Genomic DNA, 22,637 nt, shown 5'->3' on the forward strand with positions numbered 1-22,637 from the left:
ATGCTGTTATTTCTTGGTTTCAAAATTTCCTTTTACCAATATTTTGGAGTCACTCATCATTTGTTGACCTCTTGCAAAAACATCCTTTAGTTCAAACTCAGTATTAAATGCGCATAAATCAGCATCACAGCCAACAGCAATCCTACCCTTATTTTTTAGACCTAAATTTGTTGCTGGATTAGTAGTTATTAACCTAAAAGCATCACCTATTTTTACCCCACCCAGTTTAATCAAATGTATAACCTGTTCTAAATTTTGATCAATGGGAGCCTTTTTTACACCAATCTGCCTTCCCTTATTATCAAAAACCGATAAACCAGCATGTCCATCTGAACTAAAGCTCATTTTATCAATAGACACCCCTCGCTCAAGAGCATATTGTACAGATTTATATGGATCAGTGTATTTTGAAGCACCTGTAGTTATATCAATTATTCCTCCAAGCTTGGCAAATTCAATTGCCTGATCAAAGAGTTCTTTTGTTCTCCCCACATGTGTGGGAGAAATGTGCTCAATGGGAAACTGATACGTTTCAACTAAATCAAACAGTATATCCATTTTGGTATTTAAGTTACCCAAATGGATATGTAAGATTCCTTTTTTATTTCCTATGAATCCTCCAACCCTGACTTCCCTAAGCTTTCTCAACAACTCCCTAGAAGTAGGATACGATGAACGCACATCGCTAATTGCTATTTTGCACCCAAGAACATTGTCAACAAATATCATATCCCCTTGAATACTGTCTGTGATAGTTACTGAATCTACTCCATAATAACCACAAAACATATAGGCAGAAATCCCCTCCTGCTCTAAGGCCTTGGCTTTACTAAATAAACTTCGAATATTTCTAGCTGTTCCATCGGTACCCAATAAGCCTACCACTGTTGTTGTACCACATGAAATTAACTCACTTAATGTTACCTCAGGAGTCATGGATGAGAATCCATTTTTACCTCCAGCACCTGTAATATGAATATGCTGGTCAATAAGCCCAGGAGTCACAATTTTCCCACTGAAATCCAAAACTTTAGCAAACTCTCGACAGCCATCTAAATTATCTGAAACAGCTATTATTTTTTCACCAGATATTAAAATATCCTGATTACCCAAGGACTCAGGAGTATATAAATCTGCGTTTTTTATTAATGTTAGCATAGAATTATAAAAAATGAAAACAAAGCATTACTATCAACGCTACTGTTAAAGGAATTAAGTTTCGTTTTACTATTGCGAGAGTTGAAACACCTGCAATTTCAGAAACAGCTATAATAACCCCTGCAACAGGAGAAACCGTTCTCCCCATAGAAGCCGATAATTGCATTGGTAAAATAATTGAAGTGCTTTTCACACCTAGTTTAGTTGCAATCTTTGGAACCAAAGGGCCAAAAGCAAAAAATGATGCATTACCACTCCCCATAAGCATTGAGGCTAGAAAGATCATAACGGTCATTACAATACCTATTCCAATAGCCCCTAAGCCCATACTAGTAGAAATATTGATTAGCCCATCTATAAACCCTAGACTAATCAAACCCTTTGCAAAAATATCTGCAGCAATAATAAGAGTTACAACGGTTTTAAAAATATCTCCCATACCTCCCCAAAATATTTTGAAGGATCCCAATACCACCTTTACACTTTTTGTCCTTATAAGCTCAAAAAGCATAGCTATAAACAAACTAATAAACATGGCTGTAGTAGTATCCAGCGTTATAGGCCTAGAAAAAAAGTTAAACAACTCAGAAAATACAATGAGTAAGATTATCGGAAGTACTGGTATTACGGCATAAATAAGCGGTACAGCCAATGGCTTCTCCTCTACTTTTTTATGTACTGTATTATTTGTCTCCACATCTTTTGCGTCAAAATAACGATTGACGAAGAAATAAGTAATCATCATAGAAACACTTAAGGGTAAGACTAATAAGATCTGATGATCTAAAAAGTATGTGATAACATCTATTTTTGCAATACTAGTGGCACTGACAGTAATAGCCGATGCCGGCCCCATACCAAACGCCGTACTTGCAGTAATTACAGATACTGCAGACAACCTACTTACTCCAATATTAATTAGTATAGGAAAAAGTGAAGCCATAAGCAACAGCCCTAAGCCGGCAGCAGAGGGTATTGCCACAAACAAAATTTGACCAATAGGAATCACCAACGATGCCGCCACGTAGGGATGAGACTTAAACCATTTCAGTGGTTTCATAGAAACATGTACAAGAGCATTAGAAGCATCTATTTTACCAATATAAGCAACGAATCCGCCAATAGCCATAATCATAAGCCCTACTCCGGCATTGGTCTTGGAAAACGACTCCTTAATGTATCTAAACAAATCAAATATTGAAAACCCTGTAGGTTTTTGCAGTGCTGGCATTTTTTGCTCTAAAACCATAGAAACACCCAGCATTAACAAACCCGAAATAATAAGCACAGCATGAGGGTGGTACTTTTTTAGTAGCAACCATGCAGCAGCAGCGATAAAAACTAACGATATTATTGGCCCGAATCCATCCATAATACCAACTTAAAATGAAGTACCATCTACCTTAGTTCCTGGTGAAAACAATGCTCCATTAGCCTCGTCTATCCCTGCATGTTGGACAAATTCTCCGGTAATATCTGGATTTCGCGTATAAGATTCATTCGGATTATCAGATAGAACTTCTACATCAAATGTTACAACAACATTACCATCTGCATCCTGAACGGTTACAAAATCACCTGCATTATTCATGTTCAGCAACCCCTCTGAAGCGGTTTGAACTAATGCTCCTCCAAACGTTCCTGTTGGTGTGCCTCCACCAAAAACAACAATAGCACTATTTGACGGAACAATTGTCCCTGTAGGGAAAGTATGTCTTAAAGTCTCTGCATCTGAAATTGTATAACCACTTATATCTAAATCTGGTCCTGAATTAAAAAACTCTATAAATTCATCTTCATTAGGTTCCCTAACACCATCACCGTTGGCATCTCCATCTAATTCTGGAGCTGGGTCATAATTTACCTCATTAATGATAAAGCCAAGAAATGGACACCCATTATTATCTGCTGGACCAGGAGTATCCGGACATTCATCCTCTGAGTCAACAACACCATCATTATCTGAGTCAGAATCTGCATCCAAAACATCAATATTGATTTCGAAACTTGTTAATGAAACAAAATTTTCATTCTCTCCAACTATAATTATTATGGTTTCAATTTCCTCTACCATATTATCTTGGACGCCCATTATTAGAATTTGCCCAGAACTATCACCTGAATCTATTTCGATAGAATTTGCAGATGATTCATAATCTTCATTCAATGTGGCAGACCCTTCAAAGGTTAAAGGAATGGATATATTTTTTGGAGCTGGAGCGTTTAAGGTTGCCGTTAAAATAACAACACCATCAGTTTCACTCAAACTTGTATCACTTACACCTACCTCTACAAGAGAGGGATCGACATCATCTGTTGAACATGACAAGAATACAGACAAAACAAAAAATATCGCAGGTATTTTAAACTTAAAACTGATGGTGCTCATCTGTTAAAGGTATTTTTGGGAATATTATTTAATAATTAACTTAGTTGTTTGAAATTGATTATCCACCTCAATTTTCAACAAATAAACTCCAGAATTCAAATGACTTACATTTAACACAGAACCACCTTTAGTCTCTTCATAAACAACTCGACCATTAAGATCATAAATGACATATAGTTTTGGCCCTTGAAAAGAGGTCTCTATATTTAATTGACCATCTGTTACAGGATTTGGAAAAACAGAAAATGAAGAGTTTTTAAATTCTAGAACAGAAAGACTAGGATCCGAAAAAGGATAAGGACAAGATGATGATGCAGACGTTGTAGTGCCATCATCTGTACAAAAGGCCTCAGCAAAAACCCAGGTTGACCCATTTTTATAAGCCCAGGCATTCTCATAATAATCAAAGTTCGGACAAGTTGTTGTCACTCCATCCTCTGACGGCTGACAGTCAACATCCCCAAATGTTTCAATTACAGCTCCGTTAAAAAACAACTCTATCGCATCATCACCATTCTGAGTTGCTACATCGGCTTCTATAACAATATCAAACTGGTTTAAGCTTTCCATATAACTTGTCATAGCAGCAGTATCTCTAGGCAATAAAATATGGTCACCTGCATTTGCAGCCATCACGGGAAAGGTGTATTCCTCTCCATCTGTTCCTCCTCCATTATTTGCAACCCCTATTCCATACAGACTTAAATCAGTAATATTGTTTATCACATATAGATGTATAGCTTTTCCTGAGCTTCCTCCTTCAGGAACTGTAAAATCTATAACACCCTTAAGCTCAAGGTCCTGCCCAAACAAGTTAGCAGAAACAAAGGTCATCGCACTCAATAATAAGAGTAAAAAGTAGTTTTTTTTCATAATTAGTGGTTTTAGAAGTAATAATTAATCAAACTACAATTTAACGAGAAGCTCAGACTACAAAAGATACCAATTGACAAAAAAAAATAATACCAATAAAATCAACCTAACAACTCACAATCAACTAATTCAGTCATTTTTTTTATTTTTCGTTTCATAATAGATGATCGAACTGAGGAATAACCAATAATTAATCCAAACTTTTCAGGAATACCGATATAACATTTACTCAATGAAAAAGCCGTTATCTTGTTTTGATTAAGTTTGACAATTATTTTTGATTCCTGACCAGGTGTAATCTCTTTCTTAAAATAGGCAACTAGATGAAAACTTGAAAATGGCAGTTTTTCCACATACATGGTTTTGCAACAGGCGTTAAACTCTAAACAAAATAACTCGTATCTCTCTTTCGCAACTTGAACACTACTTTTAATGTGTTGGAACAAGTAATTCTTTTCAATAAACTGGTTCATAACCACCTGGATGGAAGGGGAAACAAAACGATGAGAGTGCTCCTGAAGCGCCTGAACCGTCTCGACTAAATAGGAAGGAACAACCATATAAGCTAAACGAATAGAAGGATGCAATAAACGATTGAAAGTACCCATATAAATAGTTCTATCCTCAGTATCTATGCTATATATAGAAGGAGTTTGATCAGTTGTGTTTGCAATTTCATTTTCGTAATCATTTTCAATTATTAAAGCTTTATGTTTCGATGCCCAACTTAAAATTTCCTTACGTCTTTCTAGACTCATTTTTATCCCTAAAGGATAATGGTTAGAAGGTGTCACATGAATTAACTTAGGTTTCTTATTATTGATACTCTTTAAGGAACGCAACGAAACTCCCTCTCGATCAACACCTACAGGTACAATATCTGCTCCAATACTTTTAAAGACCGAATGAACATTTGGGAAAACGGGATTTTCTAAGACAACACAATCTCCTTCATCTATTAGGGTATTAGATATTAGATATAAGGATTGTAAAGATCCAGAAACAATTATAATCTGATCTGGACTGCATTTTATTTTTCTACTGATGTTCAAATAATTGCAAACACTATTTTTTAGTTCATTTAGACCAGTAGTCTGTGAATAAGAAAGTGAAGAAGACTTTACATGTCTCCAATAAGTGTTTAGAAGATTTTTCCATTTATTCACGGGAAAAACGTCTAGTGGAGGCAAACCTGGTCTAAATGCGATATTTTCATTTGGCAATCTATTTATTAACGAGATATTATTAAGATAGGATAACCCTTTTCTCGATATTTTAGGATAATCATTACAGTTTATTTTTGAAGCAATATTTTTTTTGCCATTTTTTCTTACCCAAGATTCACTTGATATTCTATTTCCAGAACCAACTTTTGAGACGATTAACTTCTCCAAGCTAAGCAATTCATAAGCTTTTATTATTGTAGTCCTTGACAAATCAAGCTCTTCGGAAAGAATTCTAGTAGAAGGCAAAACCCAGTCATTGGGCAGCTCTGTGTTTAGGATACATTGTTTTATAGACCTATACAACATAACATATTTGTTATTTGGATATTGCTTAACTTGGTATAAGTATTCATTTTGTATCCGTTCGACAGCAAACTTATTTTTGGTATTCATTATTTTAGATGATTGGTATTTTAAAAATAATTCTTTTTAAGATTATTTTATTTTTTTAAACGAAAACTTACAGATTAGTAAATGAAATCAATAAAAAACAATAATATTCTCTTGTTTGTCCTTTTGACAATTCTCTTCATTTCATGCAATAGTGATGATGACTCAAATGACTCTAACTCAAACCCCACGGAAAATATCAATGTAGGGCCTGGCACAACTTCTTTTAACTATTCTACCTCTAATGGAAGCAAATCTTTGAATGTATTTTATTACGTTCCAGAAAACACAACGCAAACAGCCCCTCTAGTTTTTGTACTTCATGGAGCGGGGCGAAATGCAGAAGATTATAGAAATAGTATGATTACTAAAGCTAACGAATACGGCTTTATAGCAATTGCTCCAGAATTTTCACAAACAAACTACCCTGGAGGTGACGGATATAATTTAGGAAATGTTTTCGAAGACGGCGATAACCCCTCCCCAGACACCCTAAACCAGGAAATGGACTGGGCGTTTTCAATTATTGAACCTTTGTTTGATTATATGAAAAATGAAATTAACAACACCAATAACTCATATTATATGTATGGCCATTCTGCAGGAGGGCAATTCGTCCATAGATTTCTTATGTTCAAGCCTAACGCCAGAGTCTATAGGGCCGTAGCATCAGCCTCTGGTTGGTACACCTTTCCAGATTCAAGCATTACTTTTCCCTATGGATTCAATGAAAGCCTTCTACAATCATCCTCCCTCGATAACCTTTTCTCAAAAAACCTAATAATTCAAGTAGGAGAAAACGACAACGATCCAAACTCACCTGGTTTAAGACACAATCAATTTGCAGATGCACAGGGACTAAACCGACTTGAAAGGGCTGTGAATTTTTTTGAATTCAGTCAAAACTTAGCCCAAGAGCAAACAATTTCATTTAATTGGGAACTTTACATTAACAATGATGCGGATCATAATTACATAACTGCATCACAAAGCGCCGCAGATTTATTATTCAACTAACTTTAAAATGAATTTCACAAAAAAACGGCTTGGCCTAATTTTAGGCCCGATACTATTTATTTTAATTAAATTATGGATTCATCCGGAGGGCTTAAGCCCTCAAGGCAATGCTGTTTTGGCTTCTACAGCTTGGATTGCTGTTTGGTGGATTACCGAAGCAGTAGCTATCCCCGTAACCGCCTTACTGCCTATTGTTTTATTCCCCTTGTCTGGAGGGCTTTCCCTAGGGGACACCACAGCATCCTATGGCCATAAATATATTTTTCTTTTTCTAGGTGGCTTTATTTTAGCAATTACAATTGAAAAGTGGAACTTACATAAACGTATCGCCTTAAACATTATTAGAATTGTAGGCACCAATGTAAATAAGATCATTCTGGGTTTTATGGTTGCCACTGCCCTATTATCCATGTGGATCTCTAACACTGCAACAGCAGTCATGATTCTTCCAGTAGGTATAGCAATAGTTCTCCAATTGGAGGACAACCCCAACACTATACAAAATGAAAATCTAATTTTTGGAAAGGCACTCATGCTTGCCATTGCTTATAGCGCCTCAATAGGTGGAATTGCGACTCTTATAGGCACTCCACCAAATTTAGTCTTGGCAGGGGTGATTGAAAGAACTTATAATAGTGAAATTACTTTTGCCCAGTGGTTTTTGTTTGGCTTCCCAATAAGCGTAATCCTGCTTATAGGATGCTGGATCTACCTTACTAAAATTGCTTTTAAGTTTAAACAAAAAGAATTTCCAGGAGGCAAGTTAGAAATTCAAAGACAGTTATTAAGTTTAGGTAAGATATCCTATGAAGAAAAAGCCGTTTTACTAATATTTTCACTCACTGCAGCATCTTGGATTTGTAGATCATTTTTACTTTCAAAGTGGCTTCCTCAAATTGACGATACTATTATAGCTATTCTAGCCTCAATAATTTTATTTTTAGTACCAAGGAAAAATGGAGAAGAAGCATTAATATCCTGGGAAGATGCAACTAAGTTACCCTGGGGGATATTAATTCTTTTTGGCGGAGGAATGGCATTAGCTCTAGGCTTTGAGTCAAGTGGACTAGCCACTTGGATTGGGGAACAGTTAACATCATTTACTGGATTTTCAGTTTTTATTTTAATTTTAATTATAATTACTGCCGTTAATTTCCTAACCGAAATAACCTCAAACATGGCTACTACAGCTATGTTATTACCTGTTCTAGTTCCTTTGGCCAAAATTGTAAACATTCATCCCTATTTACTTTTGGTAAGCGCAACTCTAGCCGCTTCTTGTGCATTTATGCTCCCTGTTGCTACACCTCCAAATGCAGTGGTTTTTGGTTCTGGGTATCTAAAAATTGAGGATATGGTAAAAAAGGGGATTTGGATGAACATTATTTCCATTATCCTTATGACCTTTACTGTTTATTATATTCTACCGTTAATATGGGGTTTAATCTAAAAAGTATACTTAACATGAATAGCTCCAAATTAAAAACACTCAATGAACCATAAAAAGTACTGGATTTTTAATTCCTTATCTCCCAAATCTCTATGAGTAAAAAATCAACATTCTAAATAAAGGATCTACAAAAATGTAACGTTTAATTATTTCATAGAATACGAATCCTTAAAGTACTTCCTAATAAATTTGAACAATTTTTCACGAGACACAGGCTTAATAAGATAAGCATTCATCCCCACTTCTTTCGATTTATCCTTAGCCTCTTTGGTTACATTTGCAGAATAACCAAAAATAATTACATCCTTGAGATTTTCCCTAATCTGTTTGGTCGCCTGAAAACCATCCATTTCCGGCATATGGACATCCATAATAATGAGTTGGTATTGTTTTCTTTTAATTTTCTCTAAAGCCTCTTTACCATCACTTGCGGTATCAGCATAAATATCAAACTGTTCCAATAGTTTTTTAAGCACTAGTTTGTTAATTTTATTATCATCTACAACCAGCACATTTAGGTTATCAAAATGAGCATGATCAAGCGTTTCTTGCTTCACTTTTACCAATTGTGTTTTATGGACTTTAAACGGCAAGGATACCGTAAATTCTGACCCTACTCCTTCCTCGCTTTTTGCCGATATTTTACCCCCTAATAATTGCGTTAAGTGTTTGCTTATTGCCAACCCCAATCCACTTCCCTCATGCTTTTTAGCATAGCCAGTATCCAACTGCGTGAAACGAGAAAAGATTTTTTTCACTTTATCTTTAGGCATTCCTATTCCAGTATCTCTCACAATCACATCTATTTGAAGAATACCGCCCTCCTCTCTAGCATTGTAAAAAATATCCACCCCTCCTTTATTAGTAAACTTGAGGGCATTTTTAATGAAATTAGTGATAATTTGAATATATTTTATTTTATCACCATAAACCATCAAAACATCACTTCCTTCAATATGAGCTTTTAGGTAAAGCCCTTTATTAGAGTAGTCTGGCCCATATATTGTTACTAATCTTTGAATCTCTCTAGCCGGATTAAAACTGGTATTGTGAATTTTTAATTTTCTGGACTCGATTCTATTAAAATCCAAAATATCGTCCACTAGAGCTAAAAGGTTGCTCGAGGCGCTGTCCATAAGCTCGATATATTCCCTGCTAACCTCTTCGGGATGCCTACTGTTTTTTAGTATCTCTATAAAACCTATAATAGCATTCAACGGAGTTCGTATTTCGTGACTCATATTAGAGATAAACTCGGTTTTTGCATTCGAAGCTTTTTCTGCTCTTGTACGCTCATGGCTCAACCTAAGATTAGTACGTTTTAAGTTTATATTCGCCAACCTAACCTTATGAGATTCCTTTTTAGCCTTAATATAATAATACACCAATAAGCTTACCAGAAAAGACAATAAACTTCCCAATAACAAGGTGTACTTTTCGGTTTCATCCTTACTTTTATCTAGATAAGATTTATTAGGATACATGGTTAACAAAAAAGGAGGTTCATTTGGTTGATTACGCAATATTTCATAACTCAAAACAAGATCCTCATCTGGCACAACTTCATTATTGGGATTGTAAACAAAGAATTCTCTTCCCCTATCTGTCAACCGGATATTGTAGTCGTTTAGAGCTATTGCGTATTGCCTAAAGCCCTCAGAAAAATCTAATGCTCCAGTAATTGTTCCTTGAAAGCTCCCCTTAAAAAACACTGGAATATCTACCAAAAAAGCCTGCCCTCCTTCTGCTAAATCTGTCCATCCCGATAAATTTGGGGTACTATCTAAAACATGCCGCTTCCATCCTTCACTCCTTCTCCCTAAACTCAGAAGGTTAGTACCTACTATTTCAAATGATTCATTTGGTGGTACAATTTTTCGAATAACCATATTGTTGTCAATCCACTCAATAAACCTGAAGGACACATTTTCATCAATAATCAACTTCGCATCATCTTCCCAATATTCATAAAACAAACCATCGGTAAACTCCATCCTTTCACCTAATCGTCTCAAATCTCCGATATCATTTTGAGCCATCGAACTAAAAGTAGAGGCCGTATTTATAGTAGCTATCTGTAACCTTTTTTTTATGTCAATGCGATCAAAGTAGCTATTGTAATACCACAGTCCAGCCACCATAACCATTAGAACAAAAAAGACTATTAATGGTAAATACAGCTCGGCATTTTTTATTTTGTAGCGCATTGACGGATAAGCTCTAAGATAATAGACAACGATTCCTCTTACACAAAAAAGGGTATTAAAGATAAGGAAAAATAAACGTTAAAAAACTGATTTTCAGATTACTTAAACATTAACACTCTCCAATCAAAACTATTCTGTCAAATTTACCCATTCATAACACCCCAAAAAAAAGCCTTCCAAATTTGGAAGGCTTTTTTTTGTATAATAATTTAATTTTATAAATCGAACTTTATCCCTTGAGCCAATGGCAAATCGGCTGTATAATTAATAGTGTTGGTTTGACGCCTCATATAAACCTTCCAGGCGTCGGATCCCGACTCGCGTCCTCCCCCAGTTTCTTTCTCTCCTCCAAAAGCACCTCCAATTTCGGCACCAGAAGTTCCAATATTTACATTGGCAATACCGCAATCACTACCAGCATGCGACAGAAAACGCTCTGCTTCTCGTAAATTATTGGTCATAATTGCAGATGACAGCCCTTGTGCTACACCATTCTGTATATCGATGGCATTTTCAACCTCTCCAGAATATTTCAACAAGTACAGTACAGGAGCAAAGGTTTCATGCTGAACAATCTCAAAGTTGTTTTTAGCTTCGGCAATAGCCGGTTTCACATAACAACCGCTTTCATAACCTTCTCCATCAAGAACACCGCCTTCAACAACAATATTACCTCCTTCTTCAACGACTTTCTTCAAAGCTTCCTTGTACATTTCTACAGCATCAGTATCGATAAGCGGCCCAACATGATTGTTCTCATCCAAAGGATTACCAATACGTAATTGCTTATAAGCATCAACAACAGCATCTTTAACTTTATCGTAAATACTCTCGTGTATGATTAATCGTCTCGTTGAAGTACAACGTTGTCCGCAAGTACCAACAGCACCAAATACAGCTCCAATAACCGTCATTTTAATATCAGCGTCTGGAGTAACAATAATGGCGTTGTTCCCTCCAAGTTCCAGCAACGATTTGCCTAAGCGCCCCGCTACTGTTTGTGCAACGATTTTACCCATTCTGGTCGATCCAGTTGCAGACACTAAAGGAATACGCTTATCATTGGTCATAAGCTCTCCTACTTTATAATCACCGTTAATTAAACATGAAATTCCCTCAGGAAGGTTATTGGCTTTCAGTACTTCGGCTATAATATTTTGACAAGCCACACCACACAATGGTGTTTTTTCACTCGGTTTCCACACACAAACATCTCCACAAATCCAAGCCAAGGCTGTATTCCATGACCATACTGCAACCGGAAAGTTAAACGCAGAAACAATCCCCACAACTCCTAAGGGGTGGTATTGCTCGTACATACGATGTCCTGGACGTTCACTATGCATTGTCAATCCGTGTAACTGACGAGATAATCCCACTGCGAAATCACAGATATCAATCATTTCCTGAACTTCACCAAGTCCCTCTTGGTAACTTTTACCCATTTCGTAGGATACCAGCTTCCCTAATGGCTCTTTTAGCTCTCTAAGCTTGTCCCCAAACTGACGTACAATTTCCCCGCGTTGTGGAGCCGGCATTGTTCTCCAAGTTTTAAAAGCAGAAGTTGCTGCTTCCATTACCTTATCGTAATCGGCTTTTGTAGTTGTTTTTACTTTGGCAATTAATTGCCCATCAACGGGAGATTTACTCTCAATAAGGTCTCCACTAGAAAACCAATTCGACCCCGTAGAGCTCCCCTCGTTTATATCGTTTACCCCTAATTTCTTAAGGGCTTCCTTAATTCCAAAATCGGTTGCTACTGCTTCCATTTTAATGATTTTTTTTATGAATTTATTGATTAATATTGCGAATATACTAATAAAATACCTCACCCTTTTAGTGCGTTAGCTTAAAACACATATCTTTATTCTCTCAAAAAATCACTAATCCAATCCATGAAAAAATTAGCGCTGCTACTGCTTAGCAGTTTTACCATTATGGCTTGCAAAAACCATTCCGACTCTAAGGCAAAAAACACCTCTTTTGAAGTTAAAAACAACTTCGCCATAGTCATTCATGGTGGTGCCGGGACCATTTTAAAAGAAAATATGTCCTCCGAAATGGAAACTGCTTACAAAGGTAAACTTGAAGAGGCCATACGTAAAGGCTATTCTATTTTAGAACAGGGTGGCAGTAGTCTTGATGCTGTTGAACAAACCATTAAAATACTTGAAGACTCCCCGCTGTTCAATGCCGGAAAAGGAGCCGTTTTTACCCATTCGGGCATTAATGAACTCGATGCCTCAATTATGGACGGAAGCACTCTTAATGCAGGCGCTTCAGCAGGAACCACTACGGTAAAAAACCCAATTGCTTTGGCTCGAGCTGTAATGGAGAAATCCGCTCACGTTATGCTTTTAGGCTCTGGAGCAGAAACATTTGCACAAGAACAAGGATTGGAAATTGTTGACAAAAGCTACTTCTTCACAGAAAATCGTTTAAAATCTTTAGAGCGAATTAAGGATTCCCAAAAAACACAATTGGACCACGACGACAAAACCGCCTTTTTTGATAATTCTATCAATGATTCAAAATTCGGAACCGTTGGCTGTGTAGCATTGGACAAAAATGGTAATATTTCCGCCGGAACTTCAACAGGCGGCATGACCAACAAACGCTGGGGACGCATTGGGGACTCTCCAATTATAGGTGCAGGCACTTACGCTAACAACACTACCTGCGGCGTATCTTGCACGGGATGGGGAGAGTTTTTCATCCGTTCTGTAGCAGCTCACGACATTTCGGCACTAATGGAATACAAAGGACTAACCTTAGAAGAAGCAGCCAAAGAAGTCATTCAAAATAAAATTCCAAAACTTGGTGGTGATGGCGGTATTGTTGCCATCGACAAACTTGGAAATATTGCCATGGAATTTAACACCCAAGGTATGTTCAGGGCATCTATGAACGACAAAGGCGAACTACATATCGCCATGTATAAAGACTAAGTAAAGCTATTATTATGAATTCCTATTATGCTGTAATTTTCACATCTAAACAGTCTGATACCCTTCAGGATTACAATGAAACAGCCCAAAAGATGGAACTCCTGGCAAGTAAGCAGGAAGGATTCTTAGGGTTTGAAACCGCCAGAGAACAAAAATTCGGTATAAGCATTAGCTACTGGGAAACACTTGAATCCATTGAAAACTGGAAATATAATAGTGAACATCTCATTGCCCAACACCTTGGTAAAGTTAAATGGTATGACCAATATCACATTAGGATTTGTAAAGTTGAACGTGAATATCAACATCAAAAACAATAAACTTTTCAGAGAGCTAATCACTCTATAATTTCAACCAGCTCAACTATTTCCGTAAGCTCACCATCTTCATATTTTTCCTCTTTTATAAGTCCTATTCCCGGAGCATAGTATTTATACTCATACTCATCAGGTTCCAAATCGGTAAAATCCATGGTTTTTAAGCAATCTGTATAGGTACCCAATCCTATTTCAACTGTTTGCCCCACAGCTACAACTTCACCTTCATCCTCTGCCTCATCTTCGTAATACTCTTGATAATATTCCATTCCCACCATTGGGTTTGCTGGCAACCAATATCCTGGCCAAGCATCATCAACTCCCGCTTCCCAGGAACCATCATTATCAAGATAATTACCTTCGTCATCATAATTAAGGGATTCCTCTCCAAAATACCAAATGTTACCATCATCATCTTGGGCCAACCAATCATCTGTATCCTCTATTAAAATACCATCCAAATAAACTTTATCAATTTGGACAATACAGGTTACCCCTCTAACAAGCTTAGTAGATGTACCACGCTCTAAAACTATTTCCTCCTCAGGTTCTAGGCCAACTTCACCACCTTCATAAATATAAGTTTGTCCTGCCGGGGGACCGTAATAAGTATTAGTAATTGTTGTTGGATTGGTGAAAACCGCTGCTTCTATATCAGGAAGATTATCGGGGAGAGAACCACCATTATCACTTCCATTGCCATTGCCATTGTCGTCACTACTGCAATTTACACATAAGGTTATTGCAAGACCTACTGAAACAAAATACCTTCTCATCTCTTAAAATTTAAATTAAACATTAGACCGTTACCTGAAAACGAAATGCAATCTTTACATTTCTGTTTTTGGCTGATCCCTTAACTTGTTAATTGCCCTTATTAAGAGAATGGAAATCGAAAAAGACCTTGCTTGAAGTTACATAAAGGTACAAAAAGAAAGAGCCTAATCCTAAAACGTTAAAAAACAGAGAAGATTGCTTTTTATTTGTTTCTCCAATAAATATTGGAGTACATATCTCTAATGGTAAGCTTTGGATTACTTTGAAAAATATACTTTGTTGGCAGACACTTATTTTGTATTTTGCTTATCCCAAACCAACTATCTACCATGAAAAGTTTAACTAAGTTCTACGCTGCAATTGCCATCCCTTTAGCATTACTAATCATCCTAGCTGAAATAGGCATTATCAATTCCCTGATATTTTCAATTTCCCTTCTGGTTTACGTTTTTGTTTATCGCACATGGACCGATAGCACCCGACTTATTGAAAAGGGGGTTTTAAAGAGCGAAGACAAATGGAAATTAGCTATTCCAGGATATCGTTTTGATTACCTTAAAGAGTTATATCTAAACTAGAATAGTTTTTTTAAAAGCCTCGTTCTTTCTGAATATGCTCATAAGCTTCTTGAACACGGCGGAATTTTTCTTCGGCCCCCTTTTGATGTTCAGGACCTAAGTGCGTCACCTTATCTGGATGGTATTTCTTAACCATTTTTCGGTAAGCAGCTTTAACCTCCTCGTTTGTTGCATTCTTGTCTATTTCCAAAATAGTATAAGAAGCCTCACCATTACCATAAAACATGGCCTTTATACTATCAAAATCCCTTGGATTAATACCCAAATAGTGTGAGATGGTCTGGATTACACTTACCTCTGCTTCAGAAACTGAACCATCTGCTTTAGCAATTCCAAACAAAAAATGAAGCAGTTGCAATCTGGATGGATGATCCATCCTTTGCCTGATTTGCACACATACCTGACGCGTAGAAATATTGTTCTGCTGACTAATGGACTTAAAAAGCTTAAAGGCATGGTTGGCTCGCTCTTTACCATACATCCCAACAAACTGCTGACGAACAAAATCCAATTCCCTCTGATCCTGCTTTCCATCTGCTTTTATAACAATAGCAGATAAAATAAGTAAACTCACTTCAAAGTCTCCAGAACCAGTCTGTACATGCTCTCGATAAGTTCGCTTAAATTCTTTAGCATTTTCTTTAGTCATCCCATCGACCACACTCCCCAATGCAAATCCTAAAATTGCTCCAATAGGCCCTCCAAAAGACCAGCCCAATGTTGCTCCCAACCATTTTGAGATACTCATTTCCAGTATAGATTTTGTTTATCGCCAAATATAATATTTGTTGGTGGAACCTCGCCGGATAATGTTCTACAAATGTGTATCTTTGTGGCCGATTTAGAATAAAAACAAAAAATACAAATTATATGTATCCAGCAGAATTAGTAAAACCAATGCGCGAAGACCTAACAGCAGTTGGGTTTGAAGAATTACACACCACTGAGGCCGTAAAAAATGCACTAGCAAAATCGGGAACTACTTTGGTTGTTGTAAATTCGGTTTGTGGATGTGCTGCTGCCAATGCCCGTCCAGGCGCTAAAATGAGCTTAGCCAACACAAAACGTCCAGACCACTTGGTAACGGTATTTGCAGGGGTTGATAAAGACGCTACAGACGAAGCTCGTGCACACATGGTGCCTTTCCCTCCTAGCTCACCAAGCATGGCCTTGTTTAAAGACGGTGAATTAGTACACATGTTAGAGCGCCACCATATTGAAGGTCGTCCAGCGGATATGATTGCGGAAAACCTTATGGATGCTTACAACGAGCATTGTTAAAACTCATAATCGCTTTAACAAAACCTTAGAGCGAAATATATCAAACCACGCTTTTTGCGTGGTTTTTTTATATGTACTTTTGCATTGTAATTCAATATTTACACCTTAAGCATTCATGAAGAAATTGTTATCATATCCATTATCCATACTCTTTTACCTATGTTTTGGGTTGACTTTGGTGATATTTCATCCCATTCAATGGATATGCCTCAACCTCTTTGGGTATAAAGCCCATAAAACGAGTGTTGATACCCTACAATTTTTACTATTAAGATGCACCAATATTTTAGGAACTCGTTTTACCTACACCAACCCATACGAGATCCCTACAGATAGACCGCTGATTATCGTATCTAACCACCAAAGTATGTACGATATTCCGCCACTTATCTGGTTTTTGCGAAAGCACCACCCTAAATTCATCAGTAAGATTGAATTGGGAAAAGGTATTCCTAGCGTATCATACAACTTGCGTCATGGCGGTTCGGTATTGATCGACAGAAGAAATCCTAGACAAGCTGTTCCTGCAATTAAAAAGTTTGCAGACTACATTGAGACCAATAAACGCTCTGCAGTTATTTTTCCAGAAGGAACAAGAAGCCGTAACGGTGTGCCAAAAGTTTTCCAACGTAAAGGATTGATAACTTTATTCAAAGGTATACCAAGTGCCATGGTGGTTCCGGTAACCATTAACAACTCTTGGAAAACACAACGCTATGGGCAATTCCCTATGGGGTTAGGCGCCCACGTTAAAATTCAAGTACATCGCCCCGTTTCACTTGAAAGGTTTCCCGATCAAGAGGCACTAATAGACCATATAGAAGAAACAATAAAAAAAGATATACACCCTTAAAAACATAACGTTATGTCATTAAAGAATGTAAGACTGGAGGTGATGAAGTTTTTAGAAAAAGACGTAGACGCCCTTATAGATAAATACTTAATTCCAATTGAAACCATTTGGCAACCAACAGATTTCCTTCCTAATTCAGAATCGGATAATTTCTTTGAGGAAGTGCGTGAAATACGTGAGCTTGCCAAAGAATTACCATACGATTTTTGGGTAGTATTGGTAGGCGATATGATTACCGAAGAAGCTTTACCAACCTACGAAAGCTGGCTGATGGAAGTTGAAGGTGTAAAGCAAATGGAACGCGGTAATGGATGGGCCAAATGGGTACGCCACTGGACAGCAGAAGAGAACCGTCACGGAGATGTCCTTAACAAGTACCTTTACCTTTCTGGTCGGGTGAACATGAAAGAAATTGAGCGTACCACGCAATATCTTATTGCAGATGGTTTTGATATAGGCACCGATCAAGATCCTTACAAGAATTTCGTATATACTAGCTTCCAGGAGCTAGCCACTTATATTTCTCATAATAGAGTTGCTAAATTGGCTAAGGAAAAAGGGAATAAGCAACTAGCAAAAATGTGTCGCATTATCTCAGGAGACGAAATGCGCCACCACAATGCCTACAGCGATTTTGTAGAGCGTATTTTTGAGGTCGATCCGAACCAAATGATGATGGCCTTCCACTATATGATGAAGAAGAAAATCACCATGCCAGCACATTTTTTGCGTGAGTCTGGAGAAAAAATCAGTACGGCATTTGAAGAATTCTCAAATACGGCACAACGTATTGGTGTTTACACCTCAACCGATTATGTAGATATCCTACAAAAGCTAATTGACCGTTGGAAAATCGATTCGATTACCAACCTTAATGACGAAGCTGAAAAAGCCCGAGACTACCTAATGAAACTCCCTGAGCGGATGTACCGCTTGGCAGATCGTATGAAAATACCGGAAAACTCTTTTGAGTTTAAATGGGTAGAACCTGCAAGAGTTTACTAAAAAAACACTATACATAAAAACCGCTTTGTTATACGAGGCGGTTTTTTTATTCTGAAAAGAATCTTATCTATTTTTGAGAACCAACATCAACAAGTCTTAATACATGAGTAGCATCCAACTTAATCAAGCATACGACTTTACAAAAAAAACGTTATCCCATGCCGAAGGTGGTCACGACTGGTTCCATACACAGCGTGTGGCGAACAATGCTTTAACGATTGCAAAAAAAGAGAATGTAGATGTTTTTGTCGTGGAGCTTGCCGCTCTTTTACACGATATTGCCGATAGCAAATTCCACAACGGCGATGAAACCATCGGCCCTAATGTAGCTCGGGATTTTTTGGAAAGCATTGAAGTAGATTCAAGAACTATTGACCATGTTGTAAAAATCATTGAGAATATATCTTTTAAAGGAGGACATAAAACTTCTGATTTCCATTCTACGGAATTAGCCGTAGTTCAAGATGCCGACAGACTAGATGCCTTAGGAGCCATTGGTATTGCCCGTTGTTTTAATTATGGAGGATTTAAAAACCGAGCCATTTACAACCCAGATATTCCACCAAACCTTAATATGACTAAAGAGGAATACAAAAATTCTTCCGCGCCAAGCATCAATCACTTTTACGAAAAATTATTACTTTTAAAAGACCAAATGCTCACCCAAACCGGCCGTGAACTCGCTGAACAGCGCCACCAGTTTATGGAACTTTATCTTAAACAATTTTACGCTGAATGGGATGGCATACAATAGTTCACATATTAGCTCGATTACATACTCTTCAACAGAAGGTCACCCTGATGAAGAGACACTAAAAGCTATGATTGCTTTGAGCAACATAATTTTTGAAACCAATCACACCAGCCCTTTTATAAAACGTTTATCGGATAAGCAGGATGTGTTTTCCGTATTGGCTTATGAAGGAAACACTCCTATAGGCTTTAAAATAGGCTACCGCATAAACCAAAAGACTTTTTACAGTTGGATGGGCGGCATATTAGAAGCTTATCGCAGAAAAGGCATCGCAAAACAATTGGCATTGCATCAGGAAGAATGGGTTAAAAGTAGAGGCTATTCTGTACTGAGAACAAAATCGATGAACCGATTTAAGCCCATGATGATATTCAATCTAAAAAACGGTTTCGATATTGTGGATTCAGTTACCGATGATGATGGATTTAAAGTAATTTTCGAAAAGCGTTTGGACTGAACACTATTGCCCAACAAACACTTTCACTTCTTTCCTATATTGCGAAGCACTTTTTCCCGTGAACTCTTTAAACAGTTTATTAAAATGGGAAAAGTTGTTAAATCCGCTTTCATAACAAATACTGGTTATGCTGCTCTTACTCTCTGAAAGAAGTTTAGTGGCGTGCACTACACGATATTCATTCACCAATCTAGTAAAAGTCTTTCCCGTGGCTTTTTTAAAATACCTACAAAAAGAGGGCACTGTCATATTCACCAAATCTGCAATTTCCTCTAACTGAATAGGACTTTGGAAATTAGCGTTGATATGCTTAAATATCACATCAATTTTATTGTTGTCCTGCAATTCAGCTTCGAAGGCAAAGCCGTCCACGTTTAGTAAAGTATAATCTTTGGCTTGCGCCAAATCATGTAATATTTCCAATACTTTAATTACACGACTGAAACCACTATAATTCAGTAATGCTTCAATTTTTGGGCCTACTACCTTTTTGGTTTCGGGTTTATACAAAATCCCTTTTTTGGCACGCTCTAACAACTGTTGAATTGGAGCCATTTCGGGTAACGTTAAAAATTCATAACCCAAAACCTCTGGCCGAAACTGAACAATAGTTTCCATTCCACTCGTTGTAAGTCTATCTACAAAACCATTATGAGGAAGATTAGCCCCCAACAACACCAACTGACTGTTATAAAAATAAGAAAGGTGGTTTCCTATATGACGCTTACCTTGACCCTTATTAACATACACCAACTCTATCTCCGGATGAAAATGCCATGATGCCGCCCTGGCCTCTTTTTTATCCACATGTTGCTTAACCAAAATAGAGTTTCCAAATCCCGGGCTAACCTTCTCATATGCGGGTCGCTTTTGCATAGCCATACCTATTTGTTGCTTAAAATTACTGCATACACATTTTTCTGAACTACACTAAGTTAACAACTTTATATACATTTTTAACTCACAAGCCTTTCAAAAACAATATATGGGTTAATATTCCACACATATTGAACAATCCTATCGTTTTTACTTGGTTTTTTACAAGCTACTTTTGATTTGTTATTAATCTTAAATATATAAGCCATGAAAAAATTCATCACAAAAAAACTGACCTTCTTTGCCTTTCTGAGCAGCCTTATTGGTTTTGCGCACTCTGGTTTGGAAACTAATGCAGCCACTAACAAAAAAAAGGAAACCGACATCACTTTTTCCAATGTTGAAAAGGGAACCACCCTCACCCTCAAAGGCCCTAAAGACACCATGCTTTATTCTGAAGTTATCGATTCTAGCGGGCAGTACACAAAATCATTTGACTTCACCCTGGTTCCTGAAGGCGACTATTATTTTGAATTAGATAAGGATTTGGAAATAACTATCATTCCTTTAAAAGTTTCTACAGACGAAGTTGAAATTCACGATGCTGATGAAACCAAGTTCTACAAACCCATAGTAACAGTTAAAGATGGAAACAAAGTACTCATCTCACAATTGTCGTTAAACCAAAAACCATTAAAGATTGAGGTATATTATGAAGGGAGCTACGGCAAAGAGCTAATTTTTCAGGAAACACTGAAAAACCAACAAGTTTTAGACCGTATTTACCAACTTAAACAGGAAGACAATAACAGTGGTCACTTTAAAGTTGTACTGAGCAGCGAAGGCCGTGTATTCACCAAAGACATTAGCCTATGAACTTGACCCATTTACTTTTTTAGCCATTGAGGAGAACTATAAGGCTCTCCTCAATACGCTTACATTAACTTTCAAAGTTAGTCTTTGGAATCGGAATCTCCTTAAAACAGCCGCAACTGCCCATCCTTATATTGCTCGTGCAACTCCATATTTAGCTTTGGCATGCCCTTATCCTTAAAGTACTTTTGTTTGGCCAATCGAATCATCATATTGATTTGCTCTGCAATTTTACCCTCACCTCGCATCCGCGTTCCATAACGGCTATCGTTTAAATGTCCTCCGTGGCAATCTTCAATTTGATGTAAAACCTTGTCGGCGCGATCCGGCATGGTTTTTCTGATCCAATCAGAAAAAATCTCTGCTATAGCTCCATTTAACCGGACGATGGTATGGCCAATGTACACTGCTCCATGTTCTGCAACAGCCTTTGCCAACGGTAAAATCTCGTGACTGTTAATCGCCGGGATTATTGGCGCCAACATCGCATTGACCGGAATTCCGTTTTCGGAAAGAGCTTTAATAGTCTCCAATCGTTTTTTAATGGTTGCCGTACGTGGCTCTAGTAATCGTCTGGTATCTTCCGAAAGTGAGGTCACCGAAATATTAACTCCTATCAGATTATCTTTTGCCAGTTCCTTAAGAATATCCAGATCCCGAAGTATTAGGGCATTTTTGGTAATAATACCTACTGGGTGCTTATACTTTAAAAATACCTCTAAACATTTACGGGTGATTTCATAGTGTTTTTCTGCAGGTTGGTAACAATCTGTGTTTCCCGACAGCACAATGGTCTGAGCCTTCCAGCTTTTACTTTTTAGTTTTTGCTCCAACAATTTGGGCGCTTCCTTTTTTACTAGAATTTTCCGTTCAAAATCCAAACCGGCACTATACCCCCAAAACTCATGACTATTTCGGGCATAACAGTAAATACAGCCATGCTCACAACCTTGGTAAGGATTCATGGAATAGGTCATCCCCACATCTGGACTTGCCACATTGTTAACAATAGTCTTGGGATAAATTTCTAGGTAGCTGGTTTTGTTATCATCCGGCGTTTCTCCTTCTTTATGACAATATTCCAAAAACGAATCCTCAACCTCATGCTTAAGTTCAAAAAACTTGTTAGGCGTATTAAGTTGAGCTCCTCGTCCTTTTATGATTTTAGAGTCTTTCATATTGTTATAAAGGTAATTATAATGCATGCCAAAAGCTGTTAAAAACAATCAGAGTTTTGAACTGACTCCTTTATAATAGACAATAAAAAA

The 22,637-nt window shown here is 37.3% G+C and carries 22 protein-coding genes; 11 read left to right on the plus strand and 11 right to left on the minus strand.

The genetic code is table 11. From position 1 onward, the window contains the following. Nucleotides 1-6: 6 nt before the first annotated feature. The 5 genes from iadA to pdxR all read right to left on the minus strand — a co-directional run bounded on the left by iadA (nt 7) and on the right by pdxR (nt 6,039). The gene (gene iadA / locus PWU04_RS05460) at nt 7-1,158 is read right to left on the minus strand and encodes a beta-aspartyl-peptidase (RefSeq protein ID WP_274474848.1); all 1,152 of its coding nucleotides are present in this window, start codon (nt 1,156-1,158) and stop codon (nt 7-9) included. 4 nt (nt 1,159-1,162) lie between these two features. Next, a complete protein-coding gene (gene dcuC, locus PWU04_RS05465; protein WP_274474849.1) occupies nt 1,163-2,530 on the minus strand; it encodes a C4-dicarboxylate transporter DcuC in 1,368 nt (455 codons plus the stop codon). Between the two features lie 9 nt (nt 2,531-2,539). Beyond that, complete coding sequence (locus PWU04_RS05470) at nt 2,540-3,547, minus strand: lamin tail domain-containing protein (protein WP_274474850.1); 1,008 nt, start codon at nt 3,545-3,547, stop codon at nt 2,540-2,542. Between the two features lie 24 nt (nt 3,548-3,571). Further along, nucleotides 3,572-4,420 (minus strand): T9SS type A sorting domain-containing protein, encoded by an 849-nt coding sequence (locus tag PWU04_RS05475; protein ID WP_274474851.1) that lies wholly within the window; start codon nt 4,418-4,420, stop codon nt 3,572-3,574. A gap of 101 nt (nt 4,421-4,521) precedes the next feature. After that, nucleotides 4,522-6,039, minus strand: coding sequence for a MocR-like pyridoxine biosynthesis transcription factor PdxR (gene pdxR / locus PWU04_RS05480; RefSeq protein ID WP_274474852.1), 1,518 nt, complete (start codon nt 6,037-6,039; stop codon nt 4,522-4,524). Nucleotides 6,040-6,120: 81 nt separating this feature from the next. On the opposite strand from pdxR, the gene PWU04_RS05485 reads away from it, so the two are divergent. Both PWU04_RS05485 and PWU04_RS05490 read left to right on the plus strand, forming a co-directional pair. After that, nucleotides 6,121-7,053: a hypothetical protein gene (locus PWU04_RS05485; protein WP_274474854.1), complete on the plus strand. Its 933-nt coding sequence runs from the start codon at nt 6,121-6,123 to the stop codon at nt 7,051-7,053. Nucleotides 7,054-7,060: 7 nt separating this feature from the next. Beyond that, nucleotides 7,061-8,503, plus strand: a complete 1,443-nt coding sequence (locus PWU04_RS05490; protein ID WP_274474856.1) for an SLC13 family permease — start codon at nt 7,061-7,063, stop codon at nt 8,501-8,503. Nucleotides 8,504-8,649: 146 nt separating this feature from the next. Here PWU04_RS05490 and PWU04_RS05495 read toward each other — a convergent pair whose 3' ends face one another. Then, the gene (locus PWU04_RS05495; RefSeq protein ID WP_274474858.1) at nt 8,650-10,710 is read right to left on the minus strand and encodes a hybrid sensor histidine kinase/response regulator; all 2,061 of its coding nucleotides are present in this window, start codon (nt 10,708-10,710) and stop codon (nt 8,650-8,652) included. Nucleotides 10,711-10,925: 215 nt separating this feature from the next. Continuing rightward, nucleotides 10,926-12,479 (minus strand): L-piperidine-6-carboxylate dehydrogenase, encoded by a 1,554-nt coding sequence (gene amaB, locus PWU04_RS05500; protein ID WP_274474859.1) that lies wholly within the window; start codon nt 12,477-12,479, stop codon nt 10,926-10,928. Between the two features lie 126 nt (nt 12,480-12,605). On the opposite strand from amaB, the gene PWU04_RS05505 reads away from it, so the two are divergent. Together PWU04_RS05505 and PWU04_RS05510 are read left to right on the plus strand one after the other, a co-directional pair. Next, nucleotides 12,606-13,658 (plus strand): isoaspartyl peptidase/L-asparaginase family protein, encoded by a 1,053-nt coding sequence (locus PWU04_RS05505; RefSeq protein ID WP_274474860.1) that lies wholly within the window; start codon nt 12,606-12,608, stop codon nt 13,656-13,658. Nucleotides 13,659-13,672: 14 nt separating this feature from the next. Beyond that, on the plus strand, nt 13,673-13,978 hold the full coding sequence (locus PWU04_RS05510; RefSeq protein ID WP_274474861.1) for an antibiotic biosynthesis monooxygenase family protein: 306 nt from the start codon (nt 13,673-13,675) through the stop codon (nt 13,976-13,978). A 17-nt stretch (nt 13,979-13,995) separates the two neighbouring features. Here PWU04_RS05510 and PWU04_RS05515 read toward each other — a convergent pair whose 3' ends face one another. Continuing rightward, nucleotides 13,996-14,751 (minus strand): hypothetical protein, encoded by a 756-nt coding sequence (locus PWU04_RS05515; RefSeq protein WP_274474862.1) that lies wholly within the window; start codon nt 14,749-14,751, stop codon nt 13,996-13,998. A gap of 330 nt (nt 14,752-15,081) precedes the next feature. Between PWU04_RS05515 and PWU04_RS05520 the strand changes: the two genes are divergently transcribed. Further along, entirely contained in the window at nt 15,082-15,330 is a 249-nt protein-coding gene (locus PWU04_RS05520; protein WP_274474864.1) for a hypothetical protein, read from the plus strand. Nucleotides 15,331-15,340: 10 nt separating this feature from the next. Here the strand turns inward: PWU04_RS05520 and PWU04_RS05525 are convergent, their stop codons facing one another. Next, nucleotides 15,341-16,078 (minus strand): TerB family tellurite resistance protein, encoded by a 738-nt coding sequence (locus PWU04_RS05525; protein WP_274474865.1) that lies wholly within the window; start codon nt 16,076-16,078, stop codon nt 15,341-15,343. A 122-nt stretch (nt 16,079-16,200) separates the two neighbouring features. Between PWU04_RS05525 and PWU04_RS05530 the strand changes: the two genes are divergently transcribed. The 5 genes from PWU04_RS05530 to PWU04_RS05550 all read left to right on the plus strand — a co-directional run bounded on the left by PWU04_RS05530 (nt 16,201) and on the right by PWU04_RS05550 (nt 19,680). Next, a complete protein-coding gene (locus PWU04_RS05530) occupies nt 16,201-16,611 on the plus strand; it encodes a BrxA/BrxB family bacilliredoxin (protein ID WP_274474866.1) in 411 nt (136 codons plus the stop codon). 115 nt (nt 16,612-16,726) lie between these two features. Beyond that, nucleotides 16,727-17,464: a lysophospholipid acyltransferase family protein gene (locus PWU04_RS05535; RefSeq protein WP_274474868.1), complete on the plus strand. Its 738-nt coding sequence runs from the start codon at nt 16,727-16,729 to the stop codon at nt 17,462-17,464. Between the two features lie 12 nt (nt 17,465-17,476). Beyond that, entirely contained in the window at nt 17,477-18,469 is a 993-nt protein-coding gene (locus PWU04_RS05540) for an acyl-ACP desaturase (protein WP_274474869.1), read from the plus strand. 103 nt (nt 18,470-18,572) lie between these two features. Next, the gene (locus PWU04_RS05545) at nt 18,573-19,223 is read left to right on the plus strand and encodes an HD domain-containing protein (RefSeq protein ID WP_274474870.1); all 651 of its coding nucleotides are present in this window, start codon (nt 18,573-18,575) and stop codon (nt 19,221-19,223) included. Next, nucleotides 19,210-19,680 carry a GNAT family N-acetyltransferase gene (locus PWU04_RS05550; protein WP_274474872.1) on the plus strand — a complete coding sequence of 157 codons (471 nt, stop codon included), beginning with the start codon at nt 19,210-19,212 and terminating at the stop codon, nt 19,678-19,680. The genes PWU04_RS05545 and PWU04_RS05550 overlap by 14 nt, the downstream gene beginning before the upstream one ends. A gap of 3 nt (nt 19,681-19,683) precedes the next feature. Here the strand turns inward: PWU04_RS05550 and PWU04_RS05555 are convergent, their stop codons facing one another. Then, nucleotides 19,684-20,556 carry an AraC family transcriptional regulator gene (locus PWU04_RS05555; RefSeq protein WP_274474873.1) on the minus strand — a complete coding sequence of 291 codons (873 nt, stop codon included), beginning with the start codon at nt 20,554-20,556 and terminating at the stop codon, nt 19,684-19,686. A gap of 207 nt (nt 20,557-20,763) precedes the next feature. Here PWU04_RS05555 and PWU04_RS05560 point away from each other — a divergent pair, with 207 nt between their 5' ends. Next, nucleotides 20,764-21,372, plus strand: a complete 609-nt coding sequence (locus PWU04_RS05560) for a hypothetical protein (RefSeq protein ID WP_274474875.1) — start codon at nt 20,764-20,766, stop codon at nt 21,370-21,372. 101 nt (nt 21,373-21,473) lie between these two features. Here PWU04_RS05560 and PWU04_RS05565 read toward each other — a convergent pair whose 3' ends face one another. Then, nucleotides 21,474-22,547, minus strand: coding sequence for a PA0069 family radical SAM protein (locus PWU04_RS05565; RefSeq protein ID WP_274475023.1), 1,074 nt, complete (start codon nt 22,545-22,547; stop codon nt 21,474-21,476). Nucleotides 22,548-22,637 lie beyond the last annotated feature (90 nt).

This window comes from Mangrovimonas aestuarii (assembly GCF_028767185.1).
Classification (GTDB): Bacteria; Bacteroidota; Bacteroidia; order Flavobacteriales; family Flavobacteriaceae; genus Mangrovimonas_B; species Mangrovimonas_B aestuarii.